This window comes from Spirulina sp. LEGE 11439, from assembly GCF_059821285.1.
The window spans coordinates 33,811-59,974 of sequence record NZ_JCAMRX010000028.1; the positions used below are offsets into that span (position 1 = coordinate 33,811).

28 protein-coding genes and 1 pseudogene are annotated in these 26,164 nt (G+C 43.6%); 14 read left to right on the top strand and 15 right to left on the bottom strand.

Annotated elements, in window-relative coordinates; all coding sequences use genetic code 11:
- Nucleotides 1-47 precede the first annotated feature (47 nt).
- Entirely contained in the window at nt 48-533 is a 486-nt protein-coding gene (locus AC6RV6_RS17995) for a molybdopterin dinucleotide binding domain-containing protein (protein WP_500242257.1), read from the top strand.
- Between the two features lie 11 nt (nt 534-544).
- The gene (locus AC6RV6_RS18000) at nt 545-1,177 is read left to right on the top strand and encodes a MotA/TolQ/ExbB proton channel family protein (protein ID WP_500242258.1); all 633 of its coding nucleotides are present in this window, start codon (nt 545-547) and stop codon (nt 1,175-1,177) included.
- A 14-nt stretch (nt 1,178-1,191) separates the two neighbouring features.
- Here the strand turns inward: AC6RV6_RS18000 and AC6RV6_RS18005 are convergent, their stop codons facing one another.
- Nucleotides 1,192-2,844, bottom strand: coding sequence for a CocE/NonD family hydrolase (locus AC6RV6_RS18005; protein ID WP_500242259.1), 1,653 nt, complete (start codon nt 2,842-2,844; stop codon nt 1,192-1,194).
- Nucleotides 2,845-3,063: 219 nt separating this feature from the next.
- Between AC6RV6_RS18005 and AC6RV6_RS18010 the strand changes: the two genes are divergently transcribed.
- Nucleotides 3,064-3,384, top strand: coding sequence for a hypothetical protein (locus tag AC6RV6_RS18010; protein ID WP_500242260.1), 321 nt, complete (start codon nt 3,064-3,066; stop codon nt 3,382-3,384).
- A 242-nt stretch (nt 3,385-3,626) separates the two neighbouring features.
- On the opposite strand, the gene map is transcribed toward AC6RV6_RS18010, so the two are convergent.
- Nucleotides 3,627-4,490 (bottom strand): type I methionyl aminopeptidase, encoded by an 864-nt coding sequence (gene map / locus AC6RV6_RS18015; protein WP_500242261.1) that lies wholly within the window; start codon nt 4,488-4,490, stop codon nt 3,627-3,629.
- A gap of 118 nt (nt 4,491-4,608) precedes the next feature.
- Here map and AC6RV6_RS18020 point away from each other — a divergent pair, with 118 nt between their 5' ends.
- The 4 genes and pseudogenes from AC6RV6_RS18020 to AC6RV6_RS18035 all read left to right on the top strand — a co-directional run bounded on the left by AC6RV6_RS18020 (nt 4,609) and on the right by AC6RV6_RS18035 (nt 9,487).
- Nucleotides 4,609-6,816, top strand: coding sequence for an amino acid permease (locus AC6RV6_RS18020; RefSeq protein ID WP_500242262.1), 2,208 nt, complete (start codon nt 4,609-4,611; stop codon nt 6,814-6,816).
- A gap of 98 nt (nt 6,817-6,914) precedes the next feature.
- Nucleotides 6,915-7,646 carry a RadC family protein gene (gene radC, locus AC6RV6_RS18025; RefSeq protein ID WP_500242263.1) on the top strand — a complete coding sequence of 244 codons (732 nt, stop codon included), beginning with the start codon at nt 6,915-6,917 and terminating at the stop codon, nt 7,644-7,646.
- A gap of 471 nt (nt 7,647-8,117) precedes the next feature.
- Nucleotides 8,118-8,219: pseudogene (locus AC6RV6_RS18030) on the top strand (IS1/IS1595 family N-terminal zinc-binding domain-containing protein); the annotation flags it as partial.
- A 224-nt stretch (nt 8,220-8,443) separates the two neighbouring features.
- Nucleotides 8,444-9,487, top strand: a complete 1,044-nt coding sequence (locus AC6RV6_RS18035; protein WP_500242264.1) for an ABC transporter substrate-binding protein — start codon at nt 8,444-8,446, stop codon at nt 9,485-9,487.
- A gap of 171 nt (nt 9,488-9,658) precedes the next feature.
- Here AC6RV6_RS18035 and AC6RV6_RS18040 read toward each other — a convergent pair whose 3' ends face one another.
- On the bottom strand, nt 9,659-10,894 hold the full coding sequence (locus tag AC6RV6_RS18040; RefSeq protein WP_500242265.1) for a glycoside hydrolase family 10-like protein: 1,236 nt from the start codon (nt 10,892-10,894) through the stop codon (nt 9,659-9,661).
- 266 nt (nt 10,895-11,160) lie between these two features.
- Here AC6RV6_RS18040 and AC6RV6_RS18045 point away from each other — a divergent pair, with 266 nt between their 5' ends.
- From AC6RV6_RS18045 to AC6RV6_RS18055, 3 genes are all read left to right on the top strand, one after another.
- Nucleotides 11,161-11,391, top strand: a complete 231-nt coding sequence (locus tag AC6RV6_RS18045) for a DUF2997 domain-containing protein (protein ID WP_500242302.1) — start codon at nt 11,161-11,163, stop codon at nt 11,389-11,391.
- 100 nt (nt 11,392-11,491) lie between these two features.
- Nucleotides 11,492-11,878, top strand: coding sequence for a DUF1257 domain-containing protein (locus AC6RV6_RS18050; protein WP_500242266.1), 387 nt, complete (start codon nt 11,492-11,494; stop codon nt 11,876-11,878).
- Nucleotides 11,879-12,346, top strand: coding sequence for a ferredoxin (locus AC6RV6_RS18055; protein ID WP_500242267.1), 468 nt, complete (start codon nt 11,879-11,881; stop codon nt 12,344-12,346). It abuts the gene before it with no gap.
- Nucleotides 12,347-12,466: 120 nt separating this feature from the next.
- On the opposite strand, the gene AC6RV6_RS18060 is transcribed toward AC6RV6_RS18055, so the two are convergent.
- The 3 genes from AC6RV6_RS18060 to lepA form a co-directional block, all read right to left on the bottom strand.
- Nucleotides 12,467-13,306: a hypothetical protein gene (locus AC6RV6_RS18060; RefSeq protein WP_500242268.1), complete on the bottom strand. Its 840-nt coding sequence runs from the start codon at nt 13,304-13,306 to the stop codon at nt 12,467-12,469.
- Nucleotides 13,303-13,590 (bottom strand): DUF4160 domain-containing protein, encoded by a 288-nt coding sequence (locus AC6RV6_RS18065; protein WP_500242269.1) that lies wholly within the window; start codon nt 13,588-13,590, stop codon nt 13,303-13,305. The genes AC6RV6_RS18060 and AC6RV6_RS18065 overlap by 4 nt, the downstream gene beginning before the upstream one ends.
- A gap of 82 nt (nt 13,591-13,672) precedes the next feature.
- Nucleotides 13,673-15,481, bottom strand: a complete 1,809-nt coding sequence (gene lepA, locus AC6RV6_RS18070) for a translation elongation factor 4 (RefSeq protein WP_500242303.1) — start codon at nt 15,479-15,481, stop codon at nt 13,673-13,675.
- Between the two features lie 138 nt (nt 15,482-15,619).
- Between lepA and AC6RV6_RS18075 the strand changes: the two genes are divergently transcribed.
- Nucleotides 15,620-16,672, top strand: coding sequence for a mechanosensitive ion channel family protein (locus AC6RV6_RS18075; RefSeq protein ID WP_500242270.1), 1,053 nt, complete (start codon nt 15,620-15,622; stop codon nt 16,670-16,672).
- A gap of 71 nt (nt 16,673-16,743) precedes the next feature.
- On the opposite strand, the gene AC6RV6_RS18080 is transcribed toward AC6RV6_RS18075, so the two are convergent.
- The 4 genes from AC6RV6_RS18080 to AC6RV6_RS18095 form a co-directional block, all read right to left on the bottom strand.
- Nucleotides 16,744-17,013 (bottom strand): replication restart DNA helicase PriA, encoded by a 270-nt coding sequence (locus AC6RV6_RS18080; protein ID WP_500242271.1) that lies wholly within the window; start codon nt 17,011-17,013, stop codon nt 16,744-16,746.
- Between the two features lie 4 nt (nt 17,014-17,017).
- Complete coding sequence (trxA, locus tag AC6RV6_RS18085) at nt 17,018-17,338, bottom strand: thioredoxin (protein ID WP_500242272.1); 321 nt, start codon at nt 17,336-17,338, stop codon at nt 17,018-17,020.
- A gap of 106 nt (nt 17,339-17,444) precedes the next feature.
- Nucleotides 17,445-17,744: a 2Fe-2S iron-sulfur cluster-binding protein gene (locus AC6RV6_RS18090; protein ID WP_500242273.1), complete on the bottom strand. Its 300-nt coding sequence runs from the start codon at nt 17,742-17,744 to the stop codon at nt 17,445-17,447.
- 40 nt (nt 17,745-17,784) lie between these two features.
- Nucleotides 17,785-18,348 carry an adenylate kinase gene (locus AC6RV6_RS18095; protein ID WP_500242274.1) on the bottom strand — a complete coding sequence of 188 codons (564 nt, stop codon included), beginning with the start codon at nt 18,346-18,348 and terminating at the stop codon, nt 17,785-17,787.
- 62 nt (nt 18,349-18,410) lie between these two features.
- Here AC6RV6_RS18095 and AC6RV6_RS18100 point away from each other — a divergent pair, with 62 nt between their 5' ends.
- On the top strand, nt 18,411-18,770 hold the full coding sequence (locus AC6RV6_RS18100; RefSeq protein WP_500242275.1) for a recombinase family protein: 360 nt from the start codon (nt 18,411-18,413) through the stop codon (nt 18,768-18,770).
- A gap of 155 nt (nt 18,771-18,925) precedes the next feature.
- Nucleotides 18,926-19,945: a CBS domain-containing protein gene (locus AC6RV6_RS18105; RefSeq protein ID WP_500242276.1), complete on the top strand. Its 1,020-nt coding sequence runs from the start codon at nt 18,926-18,928 to the stop codon at nt 19,943-19,945.
- A 22-nt stretch (nt 19,946-19,967) separates the two neighbouring features.
- Here AC6RV6_RS18105 and AC6RV6_RS18110 read toward each other — a convergent pair whose 3' ends face one another.
- The 3 genes from AC6RV6_RS18110 to AC6RV6_RS18120 form a co-directional block, all read right to left on the bottom strand.
- Nucleotides 19,968-20,594: a hypothetical protein gene (locus tag AC6RV6_RS18110; protein ID WP_500242277.1), complete on the bottom strand. Its 627-nt coding sequence runs from the start codon at nt 20,592-20,594 to the stop codon at nt 19,968-19,970.
- Nucleotides 20,595-20,617: 23 nt separating this feature from the next.
- The gene (rph, locus tag AC6RV6_RS18115; RefSeq protein ID WP_500242278.1) at nt 20,618-21,346 is read right to left on the bottom strand and encodes a ribonuclease PH; all 729 of its coding nucleotides are present in this window, start codon (nt 21,344-21,346) and stop codon (nt 20,618-20,620) included.
- Between the two features lie 61 nt (nt 21,347-21,407).
- Complete coding sequence (locus AC6RV6_RS18120; RefSeq protein ID WP_500242279.1) at nt 21,408-21,959, bottom strand: adenylate kinase family protein; 552 nt, start codon at nt 21,957-21,959, stop codon at nt 21,408-21,410.
- Nucleotides 21,960-22,102: 143 nt separating this feature from the next.
- Between AC6RV6_RS18120 and AC6RV6_RS18125 the strand changes: the two genes are divergently transcribed.
- Complete coding sequence (locus AC6RV6_RS18125; protein ID WP_500242280.1) at nt 22,103-23,779, top strand: iron uptake porin; 1,677 nt, start codon at nt 22,103-22,105, stop codon at nt 23,777-23,779.
- A 281-nt stretch (nt 23,780-24,060) separates the two neighbouring features.
- On the opposite strand, the gene AC6RV6_RS18130 is transcribed toward AC6RV6_RS18125, so the two are convergent.
- Together AC6RV6_RS18130 and AC6RV6_RS18135 are read right to left on the bottom strand one after the other, a co-directional pair.
- Nucleotides 24,061-25,557 carry an alpha-amylase family glycosyl hydrolase gene (locus AC6RV6_RS18130; RefSeq protein ID WP_500242281.1) on the bottom strand — a complete coding sequence of 499 codons (1,497 nt, stop codon included), beginning with the start codon at nt 25,555-25,557 and terminating at the stop codon, nt 24,061-24,063.
- Nucleotides 25,523-26,140, bottom strand: a complete 618-nt coding sequence (locus AC6RV6_RS18135; RefSeq protein ID WP_500242282.1) for a DJ-1/PfpI family protein — start codon at nt 26,138-26,140, stop codon at nt 25,523-25,525. The genes AC6RV6_RS18130 and AC6RV6_RS18135 overlap by 35 nt, the downstream gene beginning before the upstream one ends.
- Between the last annotated feature and the right edge of the window lie 24 nt (nt 26,141-26,164).

A 26,164-nucleotide genomic window follows, 5' to 3' on the forward strand; every position in this document is an offset into this window, starting at 1 on the left:
CGTGACATCAAAATAGTGTGATAGCTAAAAACGTTGATATTGCTGAGATGCAAGATTGTCAAGTCAAAAACCGAGAAGAAATAGAGGAGGTCGGTTATGCGATCGCAACCTCTCAAAAAGTCGTCTTTGCTTGGGCAATGATGAAAATAACTCCGCTTCCCGATCGCGCATCTTTCAAAATTCCCGAAAATTGCCCCAGTTTGATACTTATTTTAGGAAGCGGGCGCAGTTATACCCAACATAATACGGTAGTCTATCGTACCGCCGATAAATTTCGCGGCATGCCCCATCGCTATTGTATCTTAATGAATGCGGGGGATGTGAAAAAAGCAGGCTTTCAAGAACATGAAAAAGTTAATGTGAAAGGCGATGCCGGAGAATTGAAAGAAATTGAAATTATCTGCGGTGGAATGCGTGAAGGGGCAGCATTTATATTTTATCCTGAAGCAAATATTTTGTTTGCTGCCAATGTCGATCGCCAAAATGGAACGCCTGCTTATAAACGCGTTCCATTTTGTATTTATAAACCCTAAATTAAACAAAAATGTCCGATAATTGGTTAACCTCTGGGGGCATCGTTGCCTTACCTCTTTTTCTCTTTTCCTTAATTGCGATCGCTCTTATTCTCGAACGTCTTATTTTTTGGTTTCGTATCAATAATCGACAGCGTTCAATTGTGCGGGAAGTCTTAAAAGTATACCTCAGCGATCCTCCTCGCGCCGTGCAAATCTTGCGGGAAAATAGTACATTTCCCATGGCCCGAATTTTCCTCGAAGCACTATCTCGCGATCGCCCCAACCCAGAAGAATTTCGCCTCGCCCTCGAAACTGCCGCACAAGCCGAAATCCCCATTCTTAAGCGCTTTAATACCGTATTTGAAACGATTATTAGCGTCTCGCCATTATTGGGATTATTAGGGACAATTTTTGGGCTAGTTCGGACCTTTGCCGCCTTGAAAATTGGGGAAATTGGCGGCAGTAATTCTGGAGTTGTTACCCAAGGAATTAGCGAGGCATTAATTTCTACAGGAATTGGCTTAATCGTTGCCATTATTACGCTTTTATTTGCAAATATGTTCAGAGGGTTTTATCTCCGTCAATTTGCCTTTATTCAGGAGTCGGGAGGGCAATTAGAGTTACTCTATCGTCATCGCTATGAACGGAGAAAAAAATCATGATAATCGCTTCTGACTTAAACGTCGCGATCGCTAAAACTAAGATCGCGAACAGGAAGTAATAATCTTGCCGGAAATCGCGCTCCAGATCGAAAACCGATCGTGATAATTTTTGCATCATTCCAGCTAGTTTCAGAATCGAATACAGTTATTCCTAAATTGATAGGATAGGCCGGAAAACAAGCTGCACTAATACTCAACCGCAAACAATTCCCCGGTGCGATACAAATACAAGTTTCTTGCAGAGGAATTTGTACGGGATTTTGTCGAGAATTTATGCGAACATATCCTTGCGTAAAATTATACACATTGCCATTATCTTGAACTTCTGAGACAACTGCACATAAGTCAAAACTGGGCGTATCCGCTTGACAATATAATTCAACAATAATTTGCCCGATGATATGTAACTCTGAAGTAAAAGGCTCGCTGGTATAGGTTAAAACATCGCTGCGACAGTCAATTTGAGAACGTTCAAAAGCACCTGAAGGAAAAGCCGCATGACCGCCTAAAACGGGAACTGGTCGCCACGGATCGTGTACGAGAATATCTTCTTGTAGGTTATTATCACTGCGATCGAGGGTTACTTTTCCAGCATCATCGCGAATGCTGGCTAAACCATTACTGGTTAAATAATAGGAAATTTTTTTCCCTTCAGGAAATGCCTGAAAATCCTGCCAGCGATCGCATCCCATAATAAATAAACGCACGAGAGATTTTTCTTCAATCTCTGCATTTTTGCCTTTTAAAAAGCGGTCAAACCAGCAAATTTGTAACTCATCAACCGGACTGCTTGCATCTTTGCCGTAATCGATCGCACCGACTTTTCTTCCCCATGGTAAATGCCCCCAAACGCCAACAATTAAAGATTGTGAAGTTGTGCATTGTTGCAGCATTTCTCGATATAAGCGTAACGTCCCTCGCAAATAACAATCAAACCAGCCGCCAATATGGAGCATGGGGAGATCGATATCAGTCAGATCGGGCTGAAATTGTTGCCAATATTCGCCGGGTTGAGGATGTGCCAGCCAGTCATAAAAAAAGGAACTGGGCGCATATTTTCGCAAACATTCTCGAAAAGGAGGAGACGGGTTATCAAAAGGTAAATCGCGAGCCGCCGTGTAGAGAATTTGATAGGCCTTAAAATCCCCTTGTAAGCGAGCGGTTTCTGCTGCTAATTGTACCGACCAACCCAAATTTGCTTGCAAGCAAAAAGCTCCGTTTTCGTAAGCCCAATCCCTATAGACATCGTAACCCAACATCGCCGGACACAGTACCTTTAAAGCGGTAGTTTTGCTTTGTGCGGCATAGAGTTGCGTCATTCCTTGATAGGAAAATCCATACATGCCTACTTCCCCCGTGCTTTGTGGGAGTCGAGAAGCCCAATTGACCGTCTCAAATCCATCTTCAACTTCATTGACAAAAAGCTCGAATTTCCCTTCAGAAGTGCCGCGACCGCGAACATCTTGAATGACGACAATATAGCCTCGGGCGGCGTACCATTTAGGGTGAGCGTAAACTACGGTAGAGGCGATCGCCCGTCCGTAAGGTTGGCGCATTAAGAGTACCGGAAATTCCCCTTTGGCCTCGGGACGGTAAATATCTGCATCGAGACGGACGCGATCGCGAGTCAATAGAGAGGCAGTTTCTTGAATAACGTTATATTTCAAAGCAATGATTGAACTGTTAGCTAAAATTTATTCTAAGGTAAACTTTTCTCGGAAAAAAATAAAATACTCGGTATTGTCAAGCAATCGCAAAGAAAGTTTATTTTTGAGAGAGAGCAAGAGCGAAGTTTTACAACTTGTCTTTTGACAAAGGATTAAATTCTCATTCAAGATAATACGCGGTTTCCTAGCCCAATCACTTTTTTTTGAATAATATTTCTCATGCACAATCACAATCACTCAGAACCCACGAAGTTGATCGCGATCGGCATTGCGCCTCTCGGTTATATTTCGATTGGTGTCGTTCCGATGGGCATTGTGTCGATTGGGGTCGTTCCAATGGGTATTGTCTCTTTAGGTGCCGTGTCAATGGGGGTGTTTTCTGCTGGGGTTGTCGCGATGGGAATCTTAACAGGTGGCATACAATCAATGGGTGTTGTTAGCGTTGGAGCAATGGGCATGGGTAATATTAGAATTCCCCTTCATCACGACCATAATGGACACAATGACCATGATGAGCATAGCGGTCATTTCAATGAGTAATGAATAATACCTCTGGCTCAAGACGGAGGCTTGACATCTGCAAGATTTTCTTTTTATCCCCTTGAAAGGGGCAGGGCTGTTTCATTAGCAAAAGGTAAATCAGCGATCGCAACTAATCTCCAGATCGGGAAATCAAGAAGACTGAATGCGATCGCCAGAACGAAAAATTGTTTTTTGATATGAGTCTTCGACCAATTGAAACAAGTTAACGGTGGGTTGTTTGGGACTGCCAATGTAGTATTTCAGCTCACACGATCGCGATCGGTGAGAATCTCATAACCCGTCGCGGTAACTAACACGGTATGTTCAAACTGTGCAGAAAGTTTATTATCAGTTGTCACCACCATCCAGCGATCGCTTAAAATGCGCGTATGTTTCGATCCCGCATTAATAATCGGTTCGATCGCCAAAGTCATACCCGCCCTTAATTTAGCATTGGGTAAATCTCGGGTGCGACTGTGAAAAACAGCAGGTTCTTCATGGAGATTGCGCCCCACCCCATGACCGGTATACTCTTCAACAACGCTATAACCCTGTCCTTTGACATGATCTTGAATTGCCCCCGCAATATCCATAATATAATTGCCCTCTCTCACTTGTTCGATACCTTTATATAGCGCTTCTTCTGCAACTCGCATTAATTTTTTAGCAGCCGGAGAAACCTTGCCCACGGCGATCGTAATGCAAGAATCGCCATGATACCCTTGCTGATAAGCCCCCGTATCCACCTTAAGCAAATCCCCCGCGCGAATGATCTTTTTGCGATTGGGAATACCGTGGACGACCTCGTTATTAATACAAGCACAGATCGACCCCGGAAAGCCGTGATAGCCTTTAAAACTGGGTTTTGCCCCCATTTCGAGAATGCGCTTTTCCGCATAAACATCTAAATCTGCGGTAGTCATTCCCGGTTTAACCCATTCGGCAATTTCCTTCAGTACCGTCGCCACGATAAAACCCGATCGCCGCATGATTTCCACTTCATATTCGGATTTTAACTCGATACCCTTGCGCGTGCGTCGTAAAGGAGGCAGACCGCGAGTACTGGAAACCGCTTGTATGTTGGCTTTCTTATTCGGAGAGAGGAGATTGGAGAGGATTTTCATGCGGTTTTATGTTATCAATGTTACCGTTTTAACTTTATTTTCTCATTTTATCGGCGATCGGGAGGAACTGAAGCGATTCGGACTGAGATAATGGACTAACATCTTCCCTTGACCATTCATGAAACTCTTTGCGCGATCGCCTCAACTCAAAACCCCGGTCAAATACAACACCTTTGAAGGTGTGTTTAAACCGACTCTATTAACGATCCTCGGGGTCATCATGTATCTGCGCGTAGGTTGGGTGGTGGGAAATGCCGGGCTGATCGGGAGTTTATTAGTGGTATTGGCGGCGGTGAGCATTACCTTAGCAACTGGGCTTTCTGTGGCTTCTATCGCCACCAATACCCGCTTGGGGGCTGGGGGACCCTATGCCATGATTTCCAAAGCCCTCGGGGTGGAAATTGGTGGCAGTGTTGGCGCACCCTTATTTATGTCCCAAGCTCTCGCCGTGGCCATGTATATTTTTGGCTTTCGAGAAGGGTGGCTGCTGCTATTTCCTCACCATTCTCCCCTCTTGGTGGATCTCTGCGTATTTGCTGCAATTTTTCTGGTGGCTTATATTAGTGCGGGACTGGCTTTTCGCATTCAATATCTCGTGATGGCAGCGATCGCGGTTTCTCTCGCCTCTATTTTCAGCAGTAGCGTCACGTGGAATTCTCCCGAACCGCTTTTACTGTGGGGGGACTTTCCGGGAGCGATCGAAACGAGCTTTTCCGGAACGAATTTCTGGGGGGTTTTCGCCGTATTTTTTCCTGCAACCACGGGGATCATGTCCGGGGTGAATATGTCCGGAGAACTGGAAAATAGCCGCCGCAGCATTCCTATTGGCACCTTAAGCGCGATCGCTCTCAGCGCGATTATCTATATCTCTCTCTGTTGGTGGGTCTCTCGCGCCGCTTCCCCGGACGATTTAGTTCGCAACTATACCATTATGGTCGATGCGTCGCGCTGGGGAATTGCCGTCTTGGTGGGACTTTTGGCCGCAACATTTTCGGCGGCTCTTTCCTCTCTTGTTGGCGCACCGAGAGTATTAGTGGCATTGGCTCGCGATCGCGCGGTACCGGGAGGAGAATGGTTGAGCAAATTATCGGGGAATGGGGAACCCCGCCGCGCTTTACTGGTCAGTGGGATCGTCGCCTTGGGCGGGCTATTATTGCGAGATCTCAATGCGATCGCACCCCTAATTACCATGTTCTTCCTCATTACTTACGGCACAATTAATTTAGTCGTTTCCATTGAGTCCAGTTTGGGGTTAATGAACTTTCGCCCCACGTTTAAACTGCCTCAAATTATTCCGCTTTTTGGCGCATTGGCTTGCATGATGGCCATGGCGATTATCAATGCCGCCTTTAGTTTAATGGCGTTAAGCGTCGTGGCCTGCGTTTATCTGCGTTTGATACGCGGGCACTATCAGAGGAATTTTGCTGATGTGAGAAGCGGAATTTTTGTGGCGATCGCGGAATGGGCGGCCACCCAAACGATTAAACTCGATTTACTCAGCGCTCGGGCGTGGAAACCCACCTTACTCGTTCCCGTGGAAGATCGATCGCAGCTTTTGGGAGAATATCGCTTACTGTGCGATCTCTGTCAGCCAGAAGGGTCGATTTTGTTTGTGGGACTGGCCAAACAGCAAAGCGTAGAAAACCTATCCCATCGCATCGAGGAACTCGGTTTAGGATTGCGAAAGCGGGGCATTTTTACCACCTCGTCAGTATTAAATGTTACGACAGACGAACGGGGAATTATTGCCGCCTTGCAAGCATTACAAAGCGCATTTTTTCGCCCCAATGTTCTGTTTTTGCGATCGCCGACAGATCCCGAACTCTGGCCGCCATTACTCCCCGTTTTTGAGGAAGCGCGACGGTTACAGGTGGGAGTCATGTTATTTGGGTTGCACCCCCAAGCAGGTTTGGGACGCGCCGAGGTGATCAATTTATGGTTGCGTCCCCAATTAGAAGATTGTTCGCTAGCGGAACGATTGAGTAAAGGGAGTATTAATTTAGCAATTTTAATGGCATTGCGTTTAAGGCGAGCGTGGAAAGGAGAACTCAACCTTATTTCCGTGGTAGAAACACCAGAAGAGGCGATCTCAACACGGGAATTTATTGCCGAGTTGCGAGATTTAGCACGCATTCCCACTTCTGCCAACATTGTCGTTATGACAGGCAAATTTTGGCAATGCGTTGAAGATGCTCCTCAAGCAGACATGGATTTTATCGGCCTGCAAACTATTCCCGATTATCAGTTTGTCCGGCGCACAATCGAACTGACAGGATCCTCTTGTATGTTTCTCAGCGATTCCGGTAGCGAAAGTGCCTTGGCCTGATCGATCTCACTCAAAGAGAAAAGCACGATATTTTTGAGAAACTGGCGACATTACAGGTAAAATAGCCCTCATCTCCAATCAACCTGTTGCTCATTGAAATGACCTATAACCTGAGAATTGCCGATCTGCCCGAGAGCGAACGCCCGAGGGAAAGATTGCTGGCGATCGGGGCAAAAAATCTCTCAACCGCCGAGTTAGTGGCGATTTTATTGGGGACGGGTCAAGGCCCTGGGAAACTATCGGCAGTGGGTTTGGGGCATCATATTTTACAAACATTGGGACGACATCAACGAGATCCCCTCGATATTATGCGAGAGGTCTCCCCACAAGAACTCATGGATATTGATGGAGTCGGACCTGCGAAAGCGACGGCAATTCTCGCGGCGATCGAACTGGGAAAACGCGCCTTTCACCTGCGACCTGCCCCCAAAGCTTTAATTGATTCGCCGCAAGTGGCGGTAGATGCCCTCAGCCACGATCTGATGTGGCAATTGCAGGAACGTTTTGCCGTTCTCTTAATGGATACGAAAAACTGTTTATTAGGAACTCAAGTGATTAGTATCGGCACGGCAACCGAAACGATCGCGAATCCGCCCGATATTTTCCGAGAAGTGATTCGCCAAGGATCGACACGATTTATTATTGCTCACAACCACCCATCGGGATCTGTCGAACCGTCAAAAGAAGATATTCGCTTAACCGAACAGCTTTTGCAAGCCGCGCAACTTCTCAATTTACCGTTATTAGATCACCTCATTTTGGGCAATGGAGAGTTTAGCAGCTTGCGACAGCAAAGCGATCTCTGGAATCGCTATCCGCAAGGAGAATGAATGTTAATTTGACGATCGCCCCCGAGAAAGAAACGCTCCCATCGGTTTAGGATTGAATGATTACTTGCTGGATGCACTGGAAAAGGAGGCGATCTCTATGATGGAAGGATTAGCCAGCGATCGCGAAACTCAAGCATTTTTGGCACAATGGTTGGAGAACAATTCTCGCAGGTCAGAGCAAACACAATCGTAAAATTCTCTCGCCGTCATTTCTTGCAAACCGGAGAAGCCACCCTAACCGCTTGAGAGGTCAATCGCTAAATTTTACGGCAGTTCTCGATAGTTGCTATGCTGAGGCAGCCACTTGCATTGCAATCTTAAATCTCAATTCCGTAATTTTTAATACAGTCAAAAGCCAATTGATTTGATAGCTTAAAGCAAAAAAATAAGATAAATATAGATTGTTTCTAGAGGGTAGTCTGCCAGATGTAAGGATATAATATTCAAAGCAAGAGTTATCTATCTAGAGTTATACCTCATTGTCCACATTGTGAATCCACAAAAGCTTTTAAAAACGGTCGCATTCATAATGGAAAACAAAATTATAAATGTAAAGACTACAACCGACAGTTTTTTGAAAATTCTCAACAGAAACGGATTTCTCAAGAGACTAAAGATTTAATTAATTAACCTTTTGCTTGAAAAAATCCCTGTGCCTGGTATTGCAAGGATTTATGAGGTCTCAGAAACTTGGTTAAAATAGTCTTGTAACCAAGTTTCTGAGGAAGTTCCCAAACAAGTTCAGATCTCTCAAAAAAAAGAGGAGACTGACAATATCTTTTTAGGATTACCAAAACATGAAACGTCGCCCAATTTTATCATTATTAGCTGTCTTTCTCGCCAGCTTAATCTTAACAGTCAGCTGCAATCAAACTACGCCAGATACACCTAGTGATGAAACTAGCACTAAAAGTAATGCTGATAATACAGAAGCGATTGTACTGGGATATAGTACATGGCCGGGATGGTGGCCTTGGGCGATCGCAGAAGAAGAAGAATTATTTGAGGCCAATCACGTCAATGTAAAATTACAATGGTTTGACAGTTATCTCGCTTCAATAGAGAGTTTGGCTGCCGGAAAATTAGATGCAAACTGTCAGACACTCAACGATACAATTTCGTTTGCCGCTGATGCAGTTCATGGGAAAGTTGCTGTATTAGTTAATGATAATTCAGCCGGAAATGATAAAATAATTGTTTCCGAAGGAATCAATTTGATTGAAGACTTAAAAGGCAAAAAAATTGCTGTAGAAGAAGGTGTTGTCAATGATTTTCTTCTCAGTCTGGCTTTAGAAGAAAAAGGAATGTCTCGCGATGATGTAGAAATCGTGGGCATGGATACAGGAAATGCGGCTGCAGCTTTTGCTAATGGTAATGTTGATGCCGTGGGAGCATTTCCTCCTTTTTGGTTGATTGCTTTAGAACGAGAAGGCTCAAAAGAACTCATTTCCTCTAAAGATTTTCCCGGTGCAATTCCCGATCTCCTCGTGGTTACTCAAAAGCTCATCGACGAACATCCCGATGATATTCAAGCCTTAGTGAATACTTGGTTTGACATCTTGGCATTTATGGAAAAAAATCCCGATCGCGCCGATGAAATTATGGCGAAACGCGCCAATATTTCCGTTGGAGAATTACAAAAATTGAAGGAAGGAACAAAAATTTTCACAATTGAAGAAAATTTAGAAGCCTTTAGTCCGGGAGACAACATGAAACATATGCTCTATGCAGCAGAAAAAATGGCTGAATTTATGGTAAGTGTTGGCTTTATTGAAGAAGCACCTCCCTTAGAACCGATTTTTGACGATCGCTTTGTTAAAAAATATGCAGAGAGTAATTAGCGATCGCCTTGAATTCGCTCTCCAGATGCAGATAGAGGAAGAGATTTTTTGACTGTGATTTGCTTGCTGGTAAATTGAAAATTTTGGCTATCGTTGCGATCGACCTCATATAATTTTACAGTTACCGTTCCATAAAGGACTATCTTGTGCTTCTTTCATTCTGATAAAAACTCATTCTACATCCCAAAATAAGTCTTTGAATCCTTGGCGGCGACGATAGGGAGACTCGGGGGTAATATAACCCCAAAGACTTTCCCAATAGAAAAAAGACACACCAGAGAAATCGCGATCGCGGACTTCTCGAACCTGTTCGGAGATAGTATTCATGGTGACGGGTTTGGAAAGTACCCCGCTTAAGATGCCAATGCTGACTCGAGTGTGCTGTTTGGCGAAACGGACGGCGGGTTGAGTCAGTTCTGTAATGAAGCGATCGCGATCGCTCCGATAAACCTGCAAAACCAATTCATCAATAATGCCCCGAGCAACCCAAACTTGCCAATTTTGTAAATAATGCGTGTAGGCATAACTTTGAGAATTCGGAGACAGAGAAATAATACAATCGGGTTTAACGGCTTTAACTTCTTGATAAATTTCTGTCATCAATTCAGTGATTTTATTGGCTCTCCATCCCATCCAACGAGCATCGTGAGGATTTTTGGGCGGTAATTTGCCCTGATGTTCGGCTCGATAAATTTGCAGGGTCAGATCGTCGTAACCCATTTCTACCGGCATCCCAAAATGGTCGTCAATCTGAATGCCATCAATATCATAATTTTTAACAACTTCTAAAATAATTCCTTTAATAAATTCTCTGACTTCCGGATGCAATGGATTTAACCAAACTTGGTGAATCGCTAACAAATTGGGGAATTGCCACGATCGCTCTGGTTCTTCACTCTCTTGAAAAGCATCGCGATATTCTTTGCTCTGGCGATCGAGGGTTTGGGTTAACCACTCGGGATGTCGTTTGGCCAAAGCAGAACTTTGGGGAGTCATCAAGCCGTACTCAAACCACGGAATCACTTTAAGGTCTTGCTGATGTCCTCGCATGACTATTTCTTGCAAAACATCAGCATTAAAGTGCATGAGTTTGAGGAAGGGTTCGCGATCGCGTCCTGTTGTTGCTTTGGCGATCTCGCTGGGAAAAAAGGTATCGCCTCGATTCCAAACCACGGGATATAAGGTATTGAAATGCAATTTCGCTAATGTATTAATCGCTCTTGGTATGCCCCAAGGGAGAAACAAGATGCCGCTATTAACATTAGTCAGCCAAACGCCACGAGTTTCCCCCGTATCTTTGGGTAAGGAATGGGGAGAAGTGGGGAAGTTCAGAAGCGCGATCGCCAAGCTGGCGACGAGTCCTAACAGCAAACAATTTTTCAACCAGTCCCGATATTGGCGTTGCATCTATCTCTAGAGAGAAAGTTTCCGGTTTTAGCTCAGAATTTTTCCTGAGATTCTCAAATTTAAAGGGAATTGCTTGACTTGAGGAAAAAGTTACGACAAACTTAACGCAAGATTGAAGTAAGCTATTCAATCAATACGAAACTTTGTTAAGATTCTTGAAATATTAATACTGTCTCGCGGAAAAAATGGGTAATACAGAAAGAGAACGGCGATCGCTGTTTTCCTTCAATCCCCGATTCCGCGCGTTAGAGGAGAAACCCCAAGCTATGAGCATGGAAAGCCTAGAGTTCATCATTTATCCAGACGGTCGCGTACAAGAGAAAGTCACCGGAATTGTTGGCCGATCCTGTACGGAAATTACCGCCGCGATCGAAGAACAACTCGGGAGGGTGATGTCTGTAGACAAAACTTCAGATTATTATGCTCTAGAGCAACAGCGATCGCAAAAAACAACCAATCCCCAAACGATTTGGGCGGATTGGGAACAAGCGAGTTAGCGCAGAAGGATTGCTGGTGCAAATCGCGATCGGCGCAGGCAACCAGATTGGGCGCAAACATTACGCCCCTACATCAATTACTAATAAGGACTATTAACATATGTCTCATTTCAGCAATATCAAAACTCAAATTCGCAATCTCACTTCTCTCAAAGCGGCTTTAGCTGACTTGGATATTGAGTGGAAAGATGGTCCGGAAACCGTGCGGGGCTATCAAGGCAAAACCAGAAGCGCCCAAGTTGTAGTCGAGCAAGAGAATAACTATGACATCGGTTTTAGTTGGAATGGTCAGGAATACGAAATGGTAACCGATTTGCAATACTGGCAGCAGTCTTTATCGGTAGAAGGGTTTATCAAGCGCGTGACTCAGCGTTATGCCTATCACACCGTTATTGGCGAAACTATCAAACAAGGGTTTGAATTGGCTCGCGAGGAGCAAAATACAGATGGCTCTATTCGTTTGGTCGTCCAACGCTGGAGTGCTTAGATGAGCGATTTCGATCCCACTGAAGCGCGATCGGGTCTTGAGCCGGAATTGGGGGGCGTTTTTCGAGATGCCCCCGATCGCACGGGTTTTGAACCGGAATTAGGCGGAACGCTGCGAGAAAAGGGCGTTTACGTGGATGAGGTGACTTGCATTGGTTGCAAGCATTGCGCTCACACGGCTCCAAATACGTTTTATATTGAGCCGGATTATGGACGGGCGCGAGTGATTCGTCAAGATGGCGATGGGGAAGATCTCATCGGTGAAGCGATCGATACTTGTCCGGTGAATTGCATTCATTGGGTCGATTATACGGAGTTGAAGCAGCTAGAGACAGCACGGAAGTTTCAAACGATTCCCATTGCGGGTTTTCCGGTGGGTGCTTCAGCAGAGGCTGTACAAAACCGGCTTCGACGAGAACAAGAACTCAAGCAGCAACAAAAGAAACGCCAAAAAGCGATCGACGATTAAAAAACTCTAAAAAAATAAATCTTTAAGAAATATTGAGGTTGGTTGACATCAGCCTCTTTTTATGTATTCAGCAACATCAATTTAAGGCCATTTAAGCAATGCCAAAACAATAATCAATTCTTAGTTTTGAGAGCGTAATTTAGAAACTGTTTGAGCAACTATTTCTAAATAGTTATTTAAAGTCATCTGATGTGCTTTTGCTAATTTTTTTAATGATGATAATTGTTGAGATTTTCCCTGCTCAATTCGTCGGACTTGTTTGTCAGAAAGTCCTTGAATATCAATTTGTCTGAGCTTATATTGTTTTCTGACAATTGCAACAGCCCGACCAAATAAGCGATCGCGTACAAGTTTTTCCTTTTCTAGTTTATCTTTCAATGTTAGATCGACGGTTGCTCTTAATGTTTCCATATCAATGTGGAGATTGACACAAGGCCAGTAAAGATAACTCCCATCTTCATCTATTTCAAATTCAGTTCTATATTTAGAAGGAATTTGAGTTAAAGCAGGCAAATCTAGAAAAGGGATATTCCACTGGTTAAGAGCGCAATCATAAACCTGTAAGATATCGTTCATTACTATAGCTGTAGCTATTAATTGTTCTTGAGCATTTGCTTGCCATGATATTGCAATTCTTTTCGTAATATCTACATTGGGATGAATAATTGGTAAAAATTTAGAATCGTGATTTGCAAATATTTGACTGGGAATAGGATTAGGATCGTCAGAACGAATGAGCCAACCACGGAGGTTTCCATTCTCAATTGCTCGATCTCTGATTGAATTTATTTTGTAAAATGCTGTAGATAATGCAGTTACAGAGGTGAAAATAAATAAATTTTTTGTGTTCAGAATTTTTTCCTCTAAAAAACGTCGTAATATCTTTACATTGTCATTATTTTTAAAATTTTCAAATGGAAATTCAGGATCATTTACAAAGATCGTCATTTCTGTAGTCATTCCATATTCTCCTTAACATCTACTTTATTATTCCATTCCTCCAATAAACTTTCTTTATTATTAGATACAAGTTCAGCTAATTTCTTCTTTTCAGAACTTGTAGGTTTCTTCTTGCCAAATTGCACTTTTATATTGAAATCTAAGTCTTTCTCATTGGTTGTTAAGATAAAGACTCGAATTTCCCATGCACTTTTTTTCTTGACATGAATATGAGGAGGATGATGATCGGAAGAGTTAAACCATAAATGTAATCCAGATATGGTAAAAGATTCAACTTTGCCCAAGAACTGTTACAAAGAGGGTTAACATTTTCATAATAACAGCAAATTAAATGCTAGACTTCAAAGTCATATTTTTTTTGAGATATTACTGCTGAAGTTTTAAAACTGCCATAAATGCCTCTTGGGGAACATCCACAGTCCCGATCGCTTTCATGCGTTTTTTCCCCTTGGCTTGTTTTTGTAAGAGTTTCTTCTTCCGGGAAATATCTCCCCCGTAACACTTGGCTAAAACATCTTTTCGCAATGCGGGAATATGTTCGCTAGCAATGATTTTAGAACCGATCGCCGCCTGTAAAGGAATCCTAAATTGATGGCGGGGAATGAGTTCTTTTAACTTTTCTGTTAAAGCACGTCCCATCGGATAAGCCTTATCTTTATGAACGATCGTCGCTAAAGAATCTACTGGATCGCCATTGACCATAATATCCAAACGCACCAACTTATTCTCTCGATAACCCGTGAGATGATATTCCATACTAGCATAGCCTCGAGAGCGGGATTTCATGCGATCGAAAAAGTCCGTTACGACTTCTGCTAAAGGCATATCATAAATTAACGTCGTGCGCTTGCTGGCAAAGTAACGCATATCTTTAAAAACGCCCCGACTGGTTTGGCACAAATCCATTAACGTGCCGACATATTCCTCGGGGGTAATAATTTCTAAATGAATATATGGCTCTTCAATTCTCTCGCGTTTATCGGGAGAAATCAATTGGCTGGGATTATCAATTTCATAGGTTTCCCCCATTGTCGTCGTAATGCGATAAATGACCGACGGAGCCGTCGTAATTAAATCTAAATTATATTCTCGTTCCAATCGTTCTTGGACGATTTCCATGTGCAGTAAGCCCAAAAAACCGCAGCGAAAACCAAATCCCATTGCACTCGAAGTTTCCGGTTCGTATTGCAGTGCTGCATCGCTGAGTTTTAGTTTTTCCAGCGCATCTCGTAACTCTCCATATTGTGCAGAATCAATGGGAAATAAGCCACAAAAAACCATTGATTTTGCTTCCGCATATCCCGGTAATGCTTCCTTTGCCCGAGAGTTTGCCAAGGTAATTGTATCGCCTACCCGAGCGTCAGCAACAGCTTTAATCGCCGCACCAATATAACCCACCTCTCCTGCATGAAGCTCGTCTACAGGGATTTGATTGGGGGAAAGAATGCCGAGTTCGTCGATTTCATATTCTTTTTCCGAAGCCATTAAACGAATGCGATCGCCTTTTTTGACTTTCCCATCCATAACTCGAAAATAAATAATTACCCCTCGATAAGGGTCGTAATAACTATCAAAAATGAGGGCGCGTAACGGTTCTGCAATCGTATCTTGTGGCGGTGGGACTAAATGAACAATCGATTCTAAAATTTCATCTACGCCGATCCCTTCTTTTGCCGAAGCTAAGATCGCTCCGCTACAATCGAGACCGATAATTTCTTCAATTTCTGCCTTAACGCGATCGGGGTCTGCTCCGGGTAAGTCTATCTTATTTAAAACCGGGATAATTTCTAGATCGTTTTCTAACGCCAAATAAACATTCGCCAGAGTTTGCGCTTCTACCCCTTGAGACGCATCCACTACCAATAACGCTCCCTCGCAAGCAATCAGCGATCGCGATACCTCATAGGAAAAATCCACGTGACCCGGAGTATCGATTAAATTGAGGACGTACTCGTCTCCATCTTCGGATTTGTAATCCATTCGTGCGGCTTGTAGCTTAATGGTAATGCCCCTCTCCCGCTCTAAATCCATATTATCGAGGAACTGCTCTTTCATTTCTCGTGCTTGTACTGTCCCCGTTACCTGCAAGAGGCGATCGGCGAGGGTGGACTTCCCATGATCGATATGAGCGATGATGCAGAAGTTGCGAATGCGAGAGGTGGAAACGTCGGTCATAGGGCGTGTACGGACTGGCATTAAAATTTCTTAATCTATTGTAATATTTTCTTGCGCTCTTGGAGAGAAAAGGCAGGAAAAAAATTCTTTTCCTGCCAAACAATTCAAGAATTTTGTAAAAATTGGAGGCGAAAAATAATGCTCGTTGAAGTTCTCGATCGCGAATTTCTCAATAACCGTATTCTTGATTATTTAATAGCTTTGGCCATTCTTCTTATTGGCTTTATTGTCGTTCATCCCATCCGAACTTTAGTTTTTAAATCTTTAAAGCGATTGGCCAAGCGAACTCAAACAACAATTGACGATACCTTACTTCGGTTTTCAGAAAAAGCCTTAATTCCTTTATTGTATATCGGGACAATCTATTTAGCGATCGACAATCTCAATTTACATCCGATCCTGAAGCAGGCGTTTGATATCATTTTAATGATTCTCGCCACAATTATTACCATCAAACTAATTTCTAAGATTTCCGAATATCTCCTGAGATTATACTTGAGTACCCACGAAAATCCCAATTTAATGCAGAGTTTCAAATCAATTATCCCTGCGATTCGCATTGTTCTTTGGGTTGTTGGCGGTATTTTCTTATTGGATAATTTGGGTTTTGATATTTCGGCTCTCGTTGCTAGTTTGGGAATTGGAGGTGTTGCGATCGCCCTCGCTTCTCAAGGTTTATTGCGAGATTTGTTTAGCTATTTCTCAATTTTATTAGATCGTCCTTTTGAGTTGGGAGATTTTATTATTGTCGGGGATTACATGGGATCTGTTGAAAATATTGGCATTAAAACGACTCGTCTCAAAAGTTTAGATGGAGAAGAGTTAGTGCTTTCTAATGCCGATCTGACTGAATCTCGCCTTCGCAATTTCAAACGTATGGAAAAACGACGAATTGCTTTTAAAATTGGTGTTGTTTATCAAACCAGTTCGGAACAATTACACGCAATTCCTGAAATTATCAAAGAAATTATCAACTCAATAGACGGTGTGACCTTCGATCGCGTCCATTTCTCGGACTATGGCGACTTTAGTTTAAATTATGAAATTGTCTATTTTGTTAATAGCAATGACTATGGTTTTTATATGGATGTGCAGCAGAAAATTAATTTTTCGCTCTTCCAAGCATTTAGCGATCGCGGCATAGAATTTGCCTATCCCACTCAAGTCAATTATATTCAATCTTCTTCTTAGTGCGATCGTCTACAACCTGTTAAAAAAAGCAGATTTGAGACTGCACTCAATCTGCTCTTCGGATAAACTGTTTAAATTGTTGAGATCGCAGGATATTTTTCCGGTTTTTCAATCTTGGAGAAACTTTTGCGATCGGGGTTAATTTTGACTCCCGGTGCATAAGATTCGAGAACATTTCCAGTTTGGGCATGGGTGACTAAAAAATAGTCACAATTCAAACATTCACTGCGAGTCAGGCAGTTTTCTCGATATGCTTTCTCGGAAGTTTGACCATCGATCCAAAAGTATCGCCGCGCCATATTTCCACAATTAGGACAGCGAATTGCTTGCTGGGTTTGCATGATTTTAAAGATGTTTTTCTAACATTTTTTGATATTCTTCATAGCTGGCTTTACCGACAAAACTTTCGACTAATTCGCCATTCTTGAAAAAAAGTACGGCAGGAATACTACGAATGTTAAATTTCTTGGGAATTGATTTGTTTTCTTCGATATCAATTTTAACGACGGCGGCGCGATCGGCGTACTCTGTTGCTAGGCGATCGATGGAAGGTGCAACAACGCGACAAGGACCGCACCACGGGGCGGTAAAATCAATAGCAACCAGAGAATTGTCGGTGACAAAACTATCAAAATCGCTTTCTTGAATGTAAGCTGCTTTTTCCATGATTAAGATTGTTATTTTTGGTTGAAAAACAAGATTTTTAAGTTTTTCTATCTCTTATTCAAAAAAGATAAAAGATAGAAAAAAGCAAGATTAGGAAAAGTGAAAATCACAAAATAGCATCTTCTTGATGCGTCTGAATGGTGCAATCTGAGGTAGGATAAGCAACACAAGTCAGAACATATCCCGTGTCAATTTGTTCGTCTTCTAAAAACGATTGTTCGGATTGATCGACCGTTCCCGAAAGAATTTTTCCCGCACAACTGGAACAAGATCCAGAATGACAAGAAACGGGAAGTTCGATATCGTTTTCTTCGGCTGCATCGAAGATATACTGGTTTTCTGCAACCTCAATGGTTTTATCTAATCCTTCAGTTTCGTTGACCAATCGAACTTTATATGTTGCCATTTTTTTATTTCGGTGTGTAAGGTGAAAAATTTGGAGAATTTTAAAGATAAGCGAGCAAGCCGATCGCTTCTTGTAAATTGAGAGAAATCTCTTCCACTGCACGATCGCCGCGAATCGTTTCTAAACAGCGACGACGTTCGTAAAAGGCGACTAAGGGTTGAGTTTGTTTTTGGTAAACGCTGAGCCGTCGCACGATGGTTTCTTGGTTATCATCTTTGCGCCCCCGCTCTAACATTCGCCTGATTAAAATGGTATTGGGAACTTCAAAGTTAATGACTCGCCCGTAAGGTTGCTGTAGGATTTGTAGAAGGCGATCGAGGGCGTGAGCTTGGGATAAGTTGCGGGGAAAACCATCTAAAATCCAGCCATTACGAGCATCATCGCGGCTGAGACGCTTTCGCATTAAAGCAATAATTAACTCATCGGGAACGAGGGATCCCGTATCCACATAGGCTTGTGCTTCTAAACCCAAAGGGCTTTCTGTGGCGATCGCATCGCGCAGAATTTCCCCTGTTGAAATATGAGGAATCTTTAACCGATCGGCTAATGTTTGAGCCTGAGTTCCTTTCCCTGCACCGGGGGGACCGAGAAAAATCAATCGCATAATCTGATTCTTGCTGATAAACTACAAAGATAGAGTTGTGAGTTTTTCGGTAAATTGGGCTAATGACTGGAGAGAACGCAAAATCCGATCGCTGGTTGAGACTGGAGCAAGGACGACAAGCTAAAGCCGATCGCGGCGGTTATGCCGGTTACGGCTCTCCTGCTTTTGGCGAACGAGTTGTCAATGGCGAATTGGTTTCTTGTCCCCAAGAACAACAAGTTATTGAATTAATTCGCCGTCACCACAAGTCGGGAAAATCCCTGCAACAAATCGCAGATTGGTTAAACCAGAAAGGTTATACTACCAAGCGCGGCCAGCAGTGGAAAAGAATTTCGATTAAACGAGTTCTCGATCGACTTTACGGAAAGACCCCCAGAATTTCTGGAGTCAAATCCCCTTCTTTCCTGCCAAAACAAGAATAGAATGCTGATTTTTCTCGAACCTATATTGAAGCAAAACGTCTAGCTATCAAGGCTCTTAGCCATTAACCTGTAACATTTCTCTTAGACTACACCATAAAAGGGTTCATGTCTAGACCCGATAAGATTTTTATTGCGATCCCTCGTAACATTCCTCTATGTCCTTCTCTACCCTCGAGTTTGCTAACTTGGAAGAGGCGATCGATCGCCACCCCCTCATCGTGGCACCAGATACATTAGTTGCTGATGCGATCGCTCTAATGAGTCAAATTCGCGGGCAAACTTGTCATTTAATGGCGATCGCAACATCTGCAACAGAAGAGGATTCCACGCCGTTGCAGTCAAGTTGCGTGTTAGTGGCGGAAGGAGGTCAGATTCAGGGCATTTTTACCGAACGAGATATCGTGCGCTTGGTGGCAGGCGATCGAGACATCACGAACCTTCCTATTTGTGAAGTGATGACCCGATCGCCCGTTTCTATCTCACAAAAAAGATTTAAAGACGTTTTTGCAGCTTTATTTTTGTTTCGGCGCTACCGCATTCGCCATCTCCCCATCATTAATGAGGCTGGCAAATTGATAGGAGTCGTCTCAGCAGAAAGTTTGCGGCGAATTCTACGCCCCGCCAATCTCCTCAAAATTCGCCGTGTTTCTGAAGTGATGACCAAACAAGTCATCAGTACAAGTTTACAATCGACAGTGTTAGAAGTCGCACAATTGATGAGCGCTCAAAAAGTCAGTTGTGTCGTTATCGTCCAAGCAACCGGCGATCGCGATCTCCCGGTTGGCATCATCACCGAGCGAGATATCGTTCAATTTCAGGCTCTGCAACTCGTGCTCTCGCAAATTAATGTTGAAGATGTGATGAGTACGCCTTTATTTCTTCTCAATCCCGAAGATTCCTTATGGATGGCGCATCAGGAGATGCAAAAGCGCTGCATTCGGCGGTTGGTGGTGTCTTGGAATTGGGGCAGAGACTTGGGAATTGTCACTCAAACGAGCTTATTAAAAGTATTCGATCCGGTAGAAATGTACGGCACGATCGATATGTTGCAGCAAACGGTTAAACAATTAGAACTAGAAAAATCGCAATTATTGCAACAAATCCAGCGAAAAAATGGCGGGCTAACTCAATCTAACGCCAATTTAATACCTTGCGATCGCCACCGTGACAGTTGATATGTTTTACAATTTCGCATCTTTATTTTCCCCAATACATCGTTTGTCGTTTTGGCGTTTTGCTGACGATAAAATGACAGAGAATGGCGTGAATGCTACCGACGCGAACGCCAATGGTAGGCTCTGAAACTTCAATGACTAAGCGCACAGTAAAGCGTTTTTCTCCTTTTGCCGCTTCCAGCAGGCTACCTTTAGAAAACAAAGGAGAAGCAACCATTAATTGACCGCTTTCTGTCGCTTTCATCGCACTTTCTACCGTTAATTCAGCCGCTAAACCTTGAGTCGGAGCCAGTAAACTATAAGTTTGTCCTTGGGAGAGATCGGAAATACCGGGAACGAGACGAACAATACGCTGAGAAAGACCTTTAAAATCACTAAGATTGCACCGTTCCCAATTTATATAAATCGTTCGCCTATCAGTTTGATTGAACATAGTCATGGAAAGGGTTTTTAATTGGTGAGGCTTGTAACATCCCTGAAATTTAAAATCGATCGCGATCGCATCCTGTAACTGCTGTAACTCTAACTGTTCTTGTAACGCCGTACCATCCAACCGTACGCTTATAAACTCATCCAAATCCAACCACATCTGATAAAAGACGCGAGCAACAATAATTACATAAACAACAAAGACGAGCAACCCAAACATTAAAAACTGTTCTCTGTTCCTCTTTAACTGGTGACTGATTTAAGCGTGTCTTGCTGGGCAATGAGTAGATTTTGAATGCCTTCTTGAGCAACATCCATCATGCAGTTGAGCCGATCGCGATTGAAACTTCCCGATTCTGCGGTTCCTTGTAGTTCGATAATCTCTAAATTTCCAGTCATTACGACATTAAAATCTACATCGGCGGTGACATCCTCAACATAATTCAAATCTAAAAAGGTTTCTCCTTCAATCAAGCCCACAGAAACCGCCGCAACAGGATAACAAATAGGAGATTGTTTTAATTCTCCTTTTTCAAGAAGACTTTGTAGTGCTAAAACAAGGGCAACATAACCGCCGGTAATAGAAGTCGTGCGCGTTCCTGCGTCAGCTTGCAGAACATCTGCATCAATGGTAATCGTCCGCTCTCCTAGCATCTCTAAATTTAGCGCCGCCCGGAGACTGCGACCGATCAGCCGTTGAATTTCTTGGGTGCGTCCGGAAAGTTTGAGTAATTCTCGTGCCTGTCGTTGGGGGGTGGCACTGGGAAGCATGCGGTATTCGGCGGTCAACCAGCCGCGATCGCTTCCCGACAGAAATTGAGGCACTCCAGAAGTAATACTCGCCGTACACAGTACCTTTGTGTTACCACAATGTGCCAACACCGACCCGGCAGCAAAACTGGTGAAATGGCGTTCAAATTGAATGGGGCGCAGTTGATTGGGAGCGCGACCGTCGGGACGTTGCCAAGGCATAATTATTGAGATAAATCTGTATCATTGAATCCAGCATAAGCGCCGCAGGGAAAATTTCTCGTCAAGATTTAAGTTTTTGCAAGATTTCCGTTTCTACTGCATCTGGCGTTCCTTCTGCATTGACCATGAGCAGCTTGCCGCGACGGGCGTAATATTCCAAAATGGGCGTAGTGCGCTCTTTAAAACCTTGTATGCGTCGTTGTACGATTTCGGGAGTATCATCAGGGCGACCTCGGGCGAGAGAACGTTGGAGTTCGATCGCTTCGTCGAGTTTAAGATAAATAGCCCCATATAAATCTTGCTGGAAATCTTCGAGGAGAAATTCCAACTCTTCGGCTTGAAAAGCAGTGCGGGGATAGCCTTCTAAAATCCAGCCTTTATTGACATCTTCCTGTAACAATCGCAGGCGCATAAATTGAATCATAATCTCGTCGGGTACGAGTTCGCCTTTTTCAACATGAGATTTTGCCTTCGCCCCAATAAAACTATTGTTGGCGATCGCATCTCGTAAAATTTCCCCAACGGAGATCCCCGCCAGGTTTAGCGCTTGGCTCAACCGTTGCAGTTGCGTCCCTTTCCCCGAGCCGGGTCCTCCGAGTATAACCAGTCTCACCGCATTATGCTCCGTTTTTCTACTCTCCTAGGATAATTCATAACGTTGACATCCTCTCCCGTTCGCTGCTATGGGGTCTAATGAGGTTCTCCGATCTCGTCAAATTCATCGAAAACTGACTTTTCTCGATCGTTCTAAAACTTATGTCATTGACACGCCTAAAATGGGAAATCATTCTGAGTTTTTGTACTTGTTTGGCTTGGGTTATGCCTCTCAAAGCGCAAACTTTTCTAGAACTCGATCTTGGCCGCGATCGCCCCATGTCTCACATCAATCGCGCATCCGACTTGCACGATTTTTCTCCTCAAGACTGGGCATATCAAGCCCTGACGGATCTAATTGCTCGCTATGATTGTTTGGTCGGATATCCCGATCGCACTTATCGAGGAAATCGCCCTTTAACGCGTTACGAATTGGCCGCAGCCGTCAATGCTTGTTGGCAACAAATCGAACGATTAATAACTCAAACCAGCCCTGAATTTGTCTCGCGCGAAGATTGGGAGACAATCTTACAACTGACGCGGGAATTTAATCGGGAAATTGCCGTGATGCGAGGACGCACGGATGGTTTAGAGGCGCGAGTGAGAGAGTTAAAGGCGACCATGTTTTCTACCACAACAAAACTCACTGGAGAGGTTATTTTCGCTCGTAGTCAGGTCTTTGGTGCAAACAATATTACTGATATTTTTCGCAATAGTGCGAATGCCGATACAGAAGCGACCTTTCAATACCGATCGCGCTTCAATTTTAATACCAGTTTTTACGGGCGCGATCGCCTGCAAACGCAAATTTCTGCCAGTAATGGGATCCCGTTATTCGCCTCGGGGGGAGATACAGGGGGAACAAGTGCGGCGAGTTTACTCTCGTCTAATGACGGTCGTCTCGCTTTTGATACCTCTTTGGTGAGCGAAAATACTAATTCTGTTTTTCTCGATCGCTTGAATTACCGTTTTCCTCTGGGTAAAAATAGCATGGCGCATATTTTTGCGACCGGAGCTTCTCACTTTGATTATGCTGAAACCTTGAATCCTTATTTGGATGATGGCGATGGCGGTCGAGGTGCAATCTCTCGTTTCGGACAGCGCAATCCGATCTATGCGATCGGGGGAGATGGAGCGGGAATCGGCTTAAATCATCAGTTTGGGGACGGTTTGCGAGTAGATATGGGCTATTTGGCAAATCGTGCCAATGAACACGATATCGGCTTATTTAACGGCAATTATTCTTTATTAGGGCAAGTTGTTTTAGGGTCTTCTGATTCCCTACAATTCGGATTAACTTATGTTCATAATTACAATAGCGCCAATACATTTCGCTTTGGCGGTAGTGGAGTCGCTACAGGGTCATTTTCTGCCAATCTCATTCCCTTGGCTTTAAATGCCAATACCGGACGCTCTGACCGTGTTTTTGATACACCCGTTGTCACCAATTCTTATGGATTTTCGGTATTTTATCAACTCAGCGATCGCATGGCAATTTCTGCATGGGGGGGCTTGACAAAAGCCACTTTTATTGAGTTTGGCGAGGGGGATATTTGGAATTATGCGATCGCTTTCGCATTTCCCGATCTGGGAAAAGAGGGTAATTTAGGAGCCTTGATTTTTGGGGTCGAACCAACGCTTAAAGGGGTGCGATCGCAAGGAAACCCTGTCTCTTTATTCGATCGCGATGAAGTTTGGCATCTCGAAGCCTTGTATCGCTATCAAGTTAGCGATCGGGTGGCTTTCACTCCCAGTATTATTTGGCTGCCTGCACTCAATCAAAATTCGAGTAACGATGATGCTTTTATCTTTTCCTTGCAAACTCACTTTGAATTTTAATTGTTAATTCGCTCTACTATAGCGTTTCTCAAATAGATGGAGTACAGTAAAATCAAACTATAACAATAGTTTCCGGGTTTTCAGGTGTACCTCGCCAAATCAAGAAATGCTATAATACCAATTTCCTTACGGAATTCTCGCAGCGATCGCCAATCCCAAGAGAAGAATTAAAACGATCGCCTTTTCTCAGTCATTCTAGCAAACCTAGAAAATTGACCGAGATGACAGCGATCGTAATAATTTAGAGATAATCAATCAGAGATTAAGAGAGATTTACACCCTTAATCTTTAACGAAGAAAAGAGCCGTGCGCGGACCAATCTCGATTCCTCCTCGTCGATCGCTTCCCCAATGATTAATATACTTTTGACCGTCACTTCCTTCAGCAACACACATTGTAAAATCATACTGCAACTCACGGTAACAACCTTCTGCTAAACCGGGCATTTTTGCCGTATCAACATTAAAAATTCCTCCCGCTTTATTGAGTATCGCTAATCCTTTATCTCCGCGCTCGATAAAGAGTAAATTGGGACTATCTGCGCCCGCCGCAATTTCATTGCCATTGCGATAATATTGCGATTCATCATTCATTTTGGCACGGAATTGACTGGCTGCAACAACAGTCGGGTTGAAGGCATCAAACCGAAGAATTAAAGGCGTTCCTTCTTTGATAGCCAAGACGTAAGCTGTTGCTAATGATAAATCTACCGGATCGAATTTCCAATTATCAAATTGCCTCGGTGCCCAAGTATCGTGATTTTGAGCAAAAGTAATGGCTTCATAACCCGGTAGAGCGCGATTGGTATTCGCCGGGTCAATCAAAGAACGCAAATCGCCCCCGAAATTGAAAGCCGATTTCAAAGTATTGACCAGTTGAAAATCCGTGATTTTGGCAAAAGGCGGAATATAGCGCTCGCTATCTTCTCGGGTGTTGCCGATAACTTCTCCATAGCTAAATATCCCCTCGGGAATCCCTGATAAAATTCCCGTGATATCTTCAGGAGACATATGTTTGACGGCATCAAAACGAAAACCATCGGCTCCCAGCGCAAGCAGGTGCTGCATATACTTCTGTTCTTGCTGCTGCACATCGGGTAAATCCGTCCTCAAATCCGGCAAACCTTCCGGGTCATTGTTACTGCATAGCCACTCATTTTCAACTTCGTGGGTGTCGTTGTAGTTGTCAATACAGTCAAAGGAGTGAAAATATTTCGGTTCTGGGTAGAGCGGATAGGCTTCGGGGAAAGGTGCAATGTCTTGGTAATAACGATAATTCGCCATATGATTAAAGACCACATCAACGATAACTTTGAGGTCGCGATCGTGAGCGGCTTCAATCAAATTCACGAAGTCTTGCTCATTGCCCAAATTTCCATCGATGACATAATCAAAAGGTTGATACTGAATGTACCATTCATCGTCGGAGGTACAAGCATCATCATTGCGAGAGGGAGTTGCATTGATAGGAGAAACTTGAATATGAGTGTATCCTGCGGACTGAATATCAGGAAGTTTTGCGGTGACATCTACCAAACATTCATCGAAAGCATGATAAATAGCATCTGCTCGAGCGGAAGTGACATTGAAATTGAATGCGATCGCCAACGTTAAAAAACCCAGACAGAGTAATTTAACGAGGGGATTCCAAGTCAAGCGATTTTTGGCAAGCATAAATGAATTCCGTTTTGAGTGTGGATATTGAAAGAAGAGAGAAAAAGTTTTCCGCGATCGCGGCTGGGTTTTAACTGCGAGCGATCGCAGTTGCCACGATCGCATCGAAATACGCCTCCAAATCTGCCGCAGATCGCCCCGTTACGAGGTCATCATCAATCACAATATGACTTTCATCGGGAACGTAAACCGCTCCCGCATTATGAATATCAGCCAGCACCACCGTATGACAAATCACTCGCCGTCCCGTCAAAATCTCCGGACAAGGAGTTAAAATCCACAAACCGTGACACAACGCACCCTTGACAATACTTGTATTCAGCATGGCGTTTTTGAAGAACTGAACCGCAGGAGGGGTTTGCAATTCTTCAATACTACCCAACGATCCCATCGGGGGAATTTCCCGCAAACGGACGCTACAGTAATTGGCAGACATCAAAACAATATCGTAATCATTGGGATCGTAATCGAGGGGATCCTTATAAACCTCTCGATAATAGAGTTTCGTTTCGGGAGAATCCACATCGCTGACAATCGTGCGGGAGTCTGCCCCACCCATATTGGTCATAAAATCTACACTCGCCCCGAGTACCTTAAAGCCAATTTCGTAATAGTCCAGTTCGTGGGGAATAAATTCGGTTTCGGTTAAAACGGCAACCTTTTTGCCTTCGAGCGCTTTGTAAGTCATGAGTTTTTTTGTGGGTTGTAATGC

Excerpts from the sequence above, each read along its gene's own strand:
- AC6RV6_RS18050 (WP_500242266.1), top strand. The coding sequence starts at position 11,492 with ATGTCTCATTTCAGCAATATCAAAACTCAAATTCGCAATCTCACTTCT.
- AC6RV6_RS18130 (WP_500242281.1), bottom strand. The coding sequence starts at position 25,557 with ATGCGATCGTGGCAACTGCGATCGCTCGCAGTTAAAACCCAGCCGCGA.
- AC6RV6_RS17995 (WP_500242257.1), top strand. The coding sequence starts at position 48 with ATGCAAGATTGTCAAGTCAAAAACCGAGAAGAAATAGAGGAGGTCGGT.
- AC6RV6_RS18110 (WP_500242277.1), bottom strand. The coding sequence starts at position 20,594 with ATGTTTGGGTTGCTCGTCTTTGTTGTTTATGTAATTATTGTTGCTCGC.
- AC6RV6_RS18035 (WP_500242264.1), top strand. The coding sequence starts at position 8,444 with ATGAAACGTCGCCCAATTTTATCATTATTAGCTGTCTTTCTCGCCAGC.
- AC6RV6_RS18010 (WP_500242260.1), top strand. The coding sequence starts at position 3,064 with ATGCACAATCACAATCACTCAGAACCCACGAAGTTGATCGCGATCGGC.
- AC6RV6_RS18080 (WP_500242271.1), bottom strand. The coding sequence starts at position 17,013 with ATGCAAACCCAGCAAGCAATTCGCTGTCCTAATTGTGGAAATATGGCG.
- AC6RV6_RS18125 (WP_500242280.1), top strand. The coding sequence starts at position 22,103 with ATGTCATTGACACGCCTAAAATGGGAAATCATTCTGAGTTTTTGTACT.
- AC6RV6_RS18135 (WP_500242282.1), bottom strand. The coding sequence starts at position 26,140 with ATGACTTACAAAGCGCTCGAAGGCAAAAAGGTTGCCGTTTTAACCGAA.
- AC6RV6_RS18020 (WP_500242262.1), top strand. The coding sequence starts at position 4,609 with ATGAAACTCTTTGCGCGATCGCCTCAACTCAAAACCCCGGTCAAATAC.
- AC6RV6_RS18055 (WP_500242267.1), top strand. The coding sequence starts at position 11,879 with ATGAGCGATTTCGATCCCACTGAAGCGCGATCGGGTCTTGAGCCGGAA.
- AC6RV6_RS18000 (WP_500242258.1), top strand. The coding sequence starts at position 545 with ATGTCCGATAATTGGTTAACCTCTGGGGGCATCGTTGCCTTACCTCTT.
- AC6RV6_RS18105 (WP_500242276.1), top strand. The coding sequence starts at position 18,926 with ATGTCCTTCTCTACCCTCGAGTTTGCTAACTTGGAAGAGGCGATCGAT.
- rph (WP_500242278.1), bottom strand. The coding sequence starts at position 21,346 with ATGCCTTGGCAACGTCCCGACGGTCGCGCTCCCAATCAACTGCGCCCC.
- AC6RV6_RS18075 (WP_500242270.1), top strand. The coding sequence starts at position 15,620 with ATGCTCGTTGAAGTTCTCGATCGCGAATTTCTCAATAACCGTATTCTT.
- trxA (WP_500242272.1), bottom strand. The coding sequence starts at position 17,338 with ATGGAAAAAGCAGCTTACATTCAAGAAAGCGATTTTGATAGTTTTGTC.
- AC6RV6_RS18095 (WP_500242274.1), bottom strand. The coding sequence starts at position 18,348 with ATGCGATTGATTTTTCTCGGTCCCCCCGGTGCAGGGAAAGGAACTCAG.
- radC (WP_500242263.1), top strand. The coding sequence starts at position 6,915 with ATGACCTATAACCTGAGAATTGCCGATCTGCCCGAGAGCGAACGCCCG.
- lepA (WP_500242303.1), bottom strand. The coding sequence starts at position 15,481 with ATGACCGACGTTTCCACCTCTCGCATTCGCAACTTCTGCATCATCGCT.
- AC6RV6_RS18045 (WP_500242302.1), top strand. The coding sequence starts at position 11,161 with ATGAGCATGGAAAGCCTAGAGTTCATCATTTATCCAGACGGTCGCGTA.
- AC6RV6_RS18090 (WP_500242273.1), bottom strand. The coding sequence starts at position 17,744 with ATGGCAACATATAAAGTTCGATTGGTCAACGAAACTGAAGGATTAGAT.
- AC6RV6_RS18040 (WP_500242265.1), bottom strand. The coding sequence starts at position 10,894 with ATGCAACGCCAATATCGGGACTGGTTGAAAAATTGTTTGCTGTTAGGA.
- AC6RV6_RS18060 (WP_500242268.1), bottom strand. The coding sequence starts at position 13,306 with ATGACTACAGAAATGACGATCTTTGTAAATGATCCTGAATTTCCATTT.
- AC6RV6_RS18100 (WP_500242275.1), top strand. The coding sequence starts at position 18,411 with ATGACTGGAGAGAACGCAAAATCCGATCGCTGGTTGAGACTGGAGCAA.
- map (WP_500242261.1), bottom strand. The coding sequence starts at position 4,490 with ATGAAAATCCTCTCCAATCTCCTCTCTCCGAATAAGAAAGCCAACATA.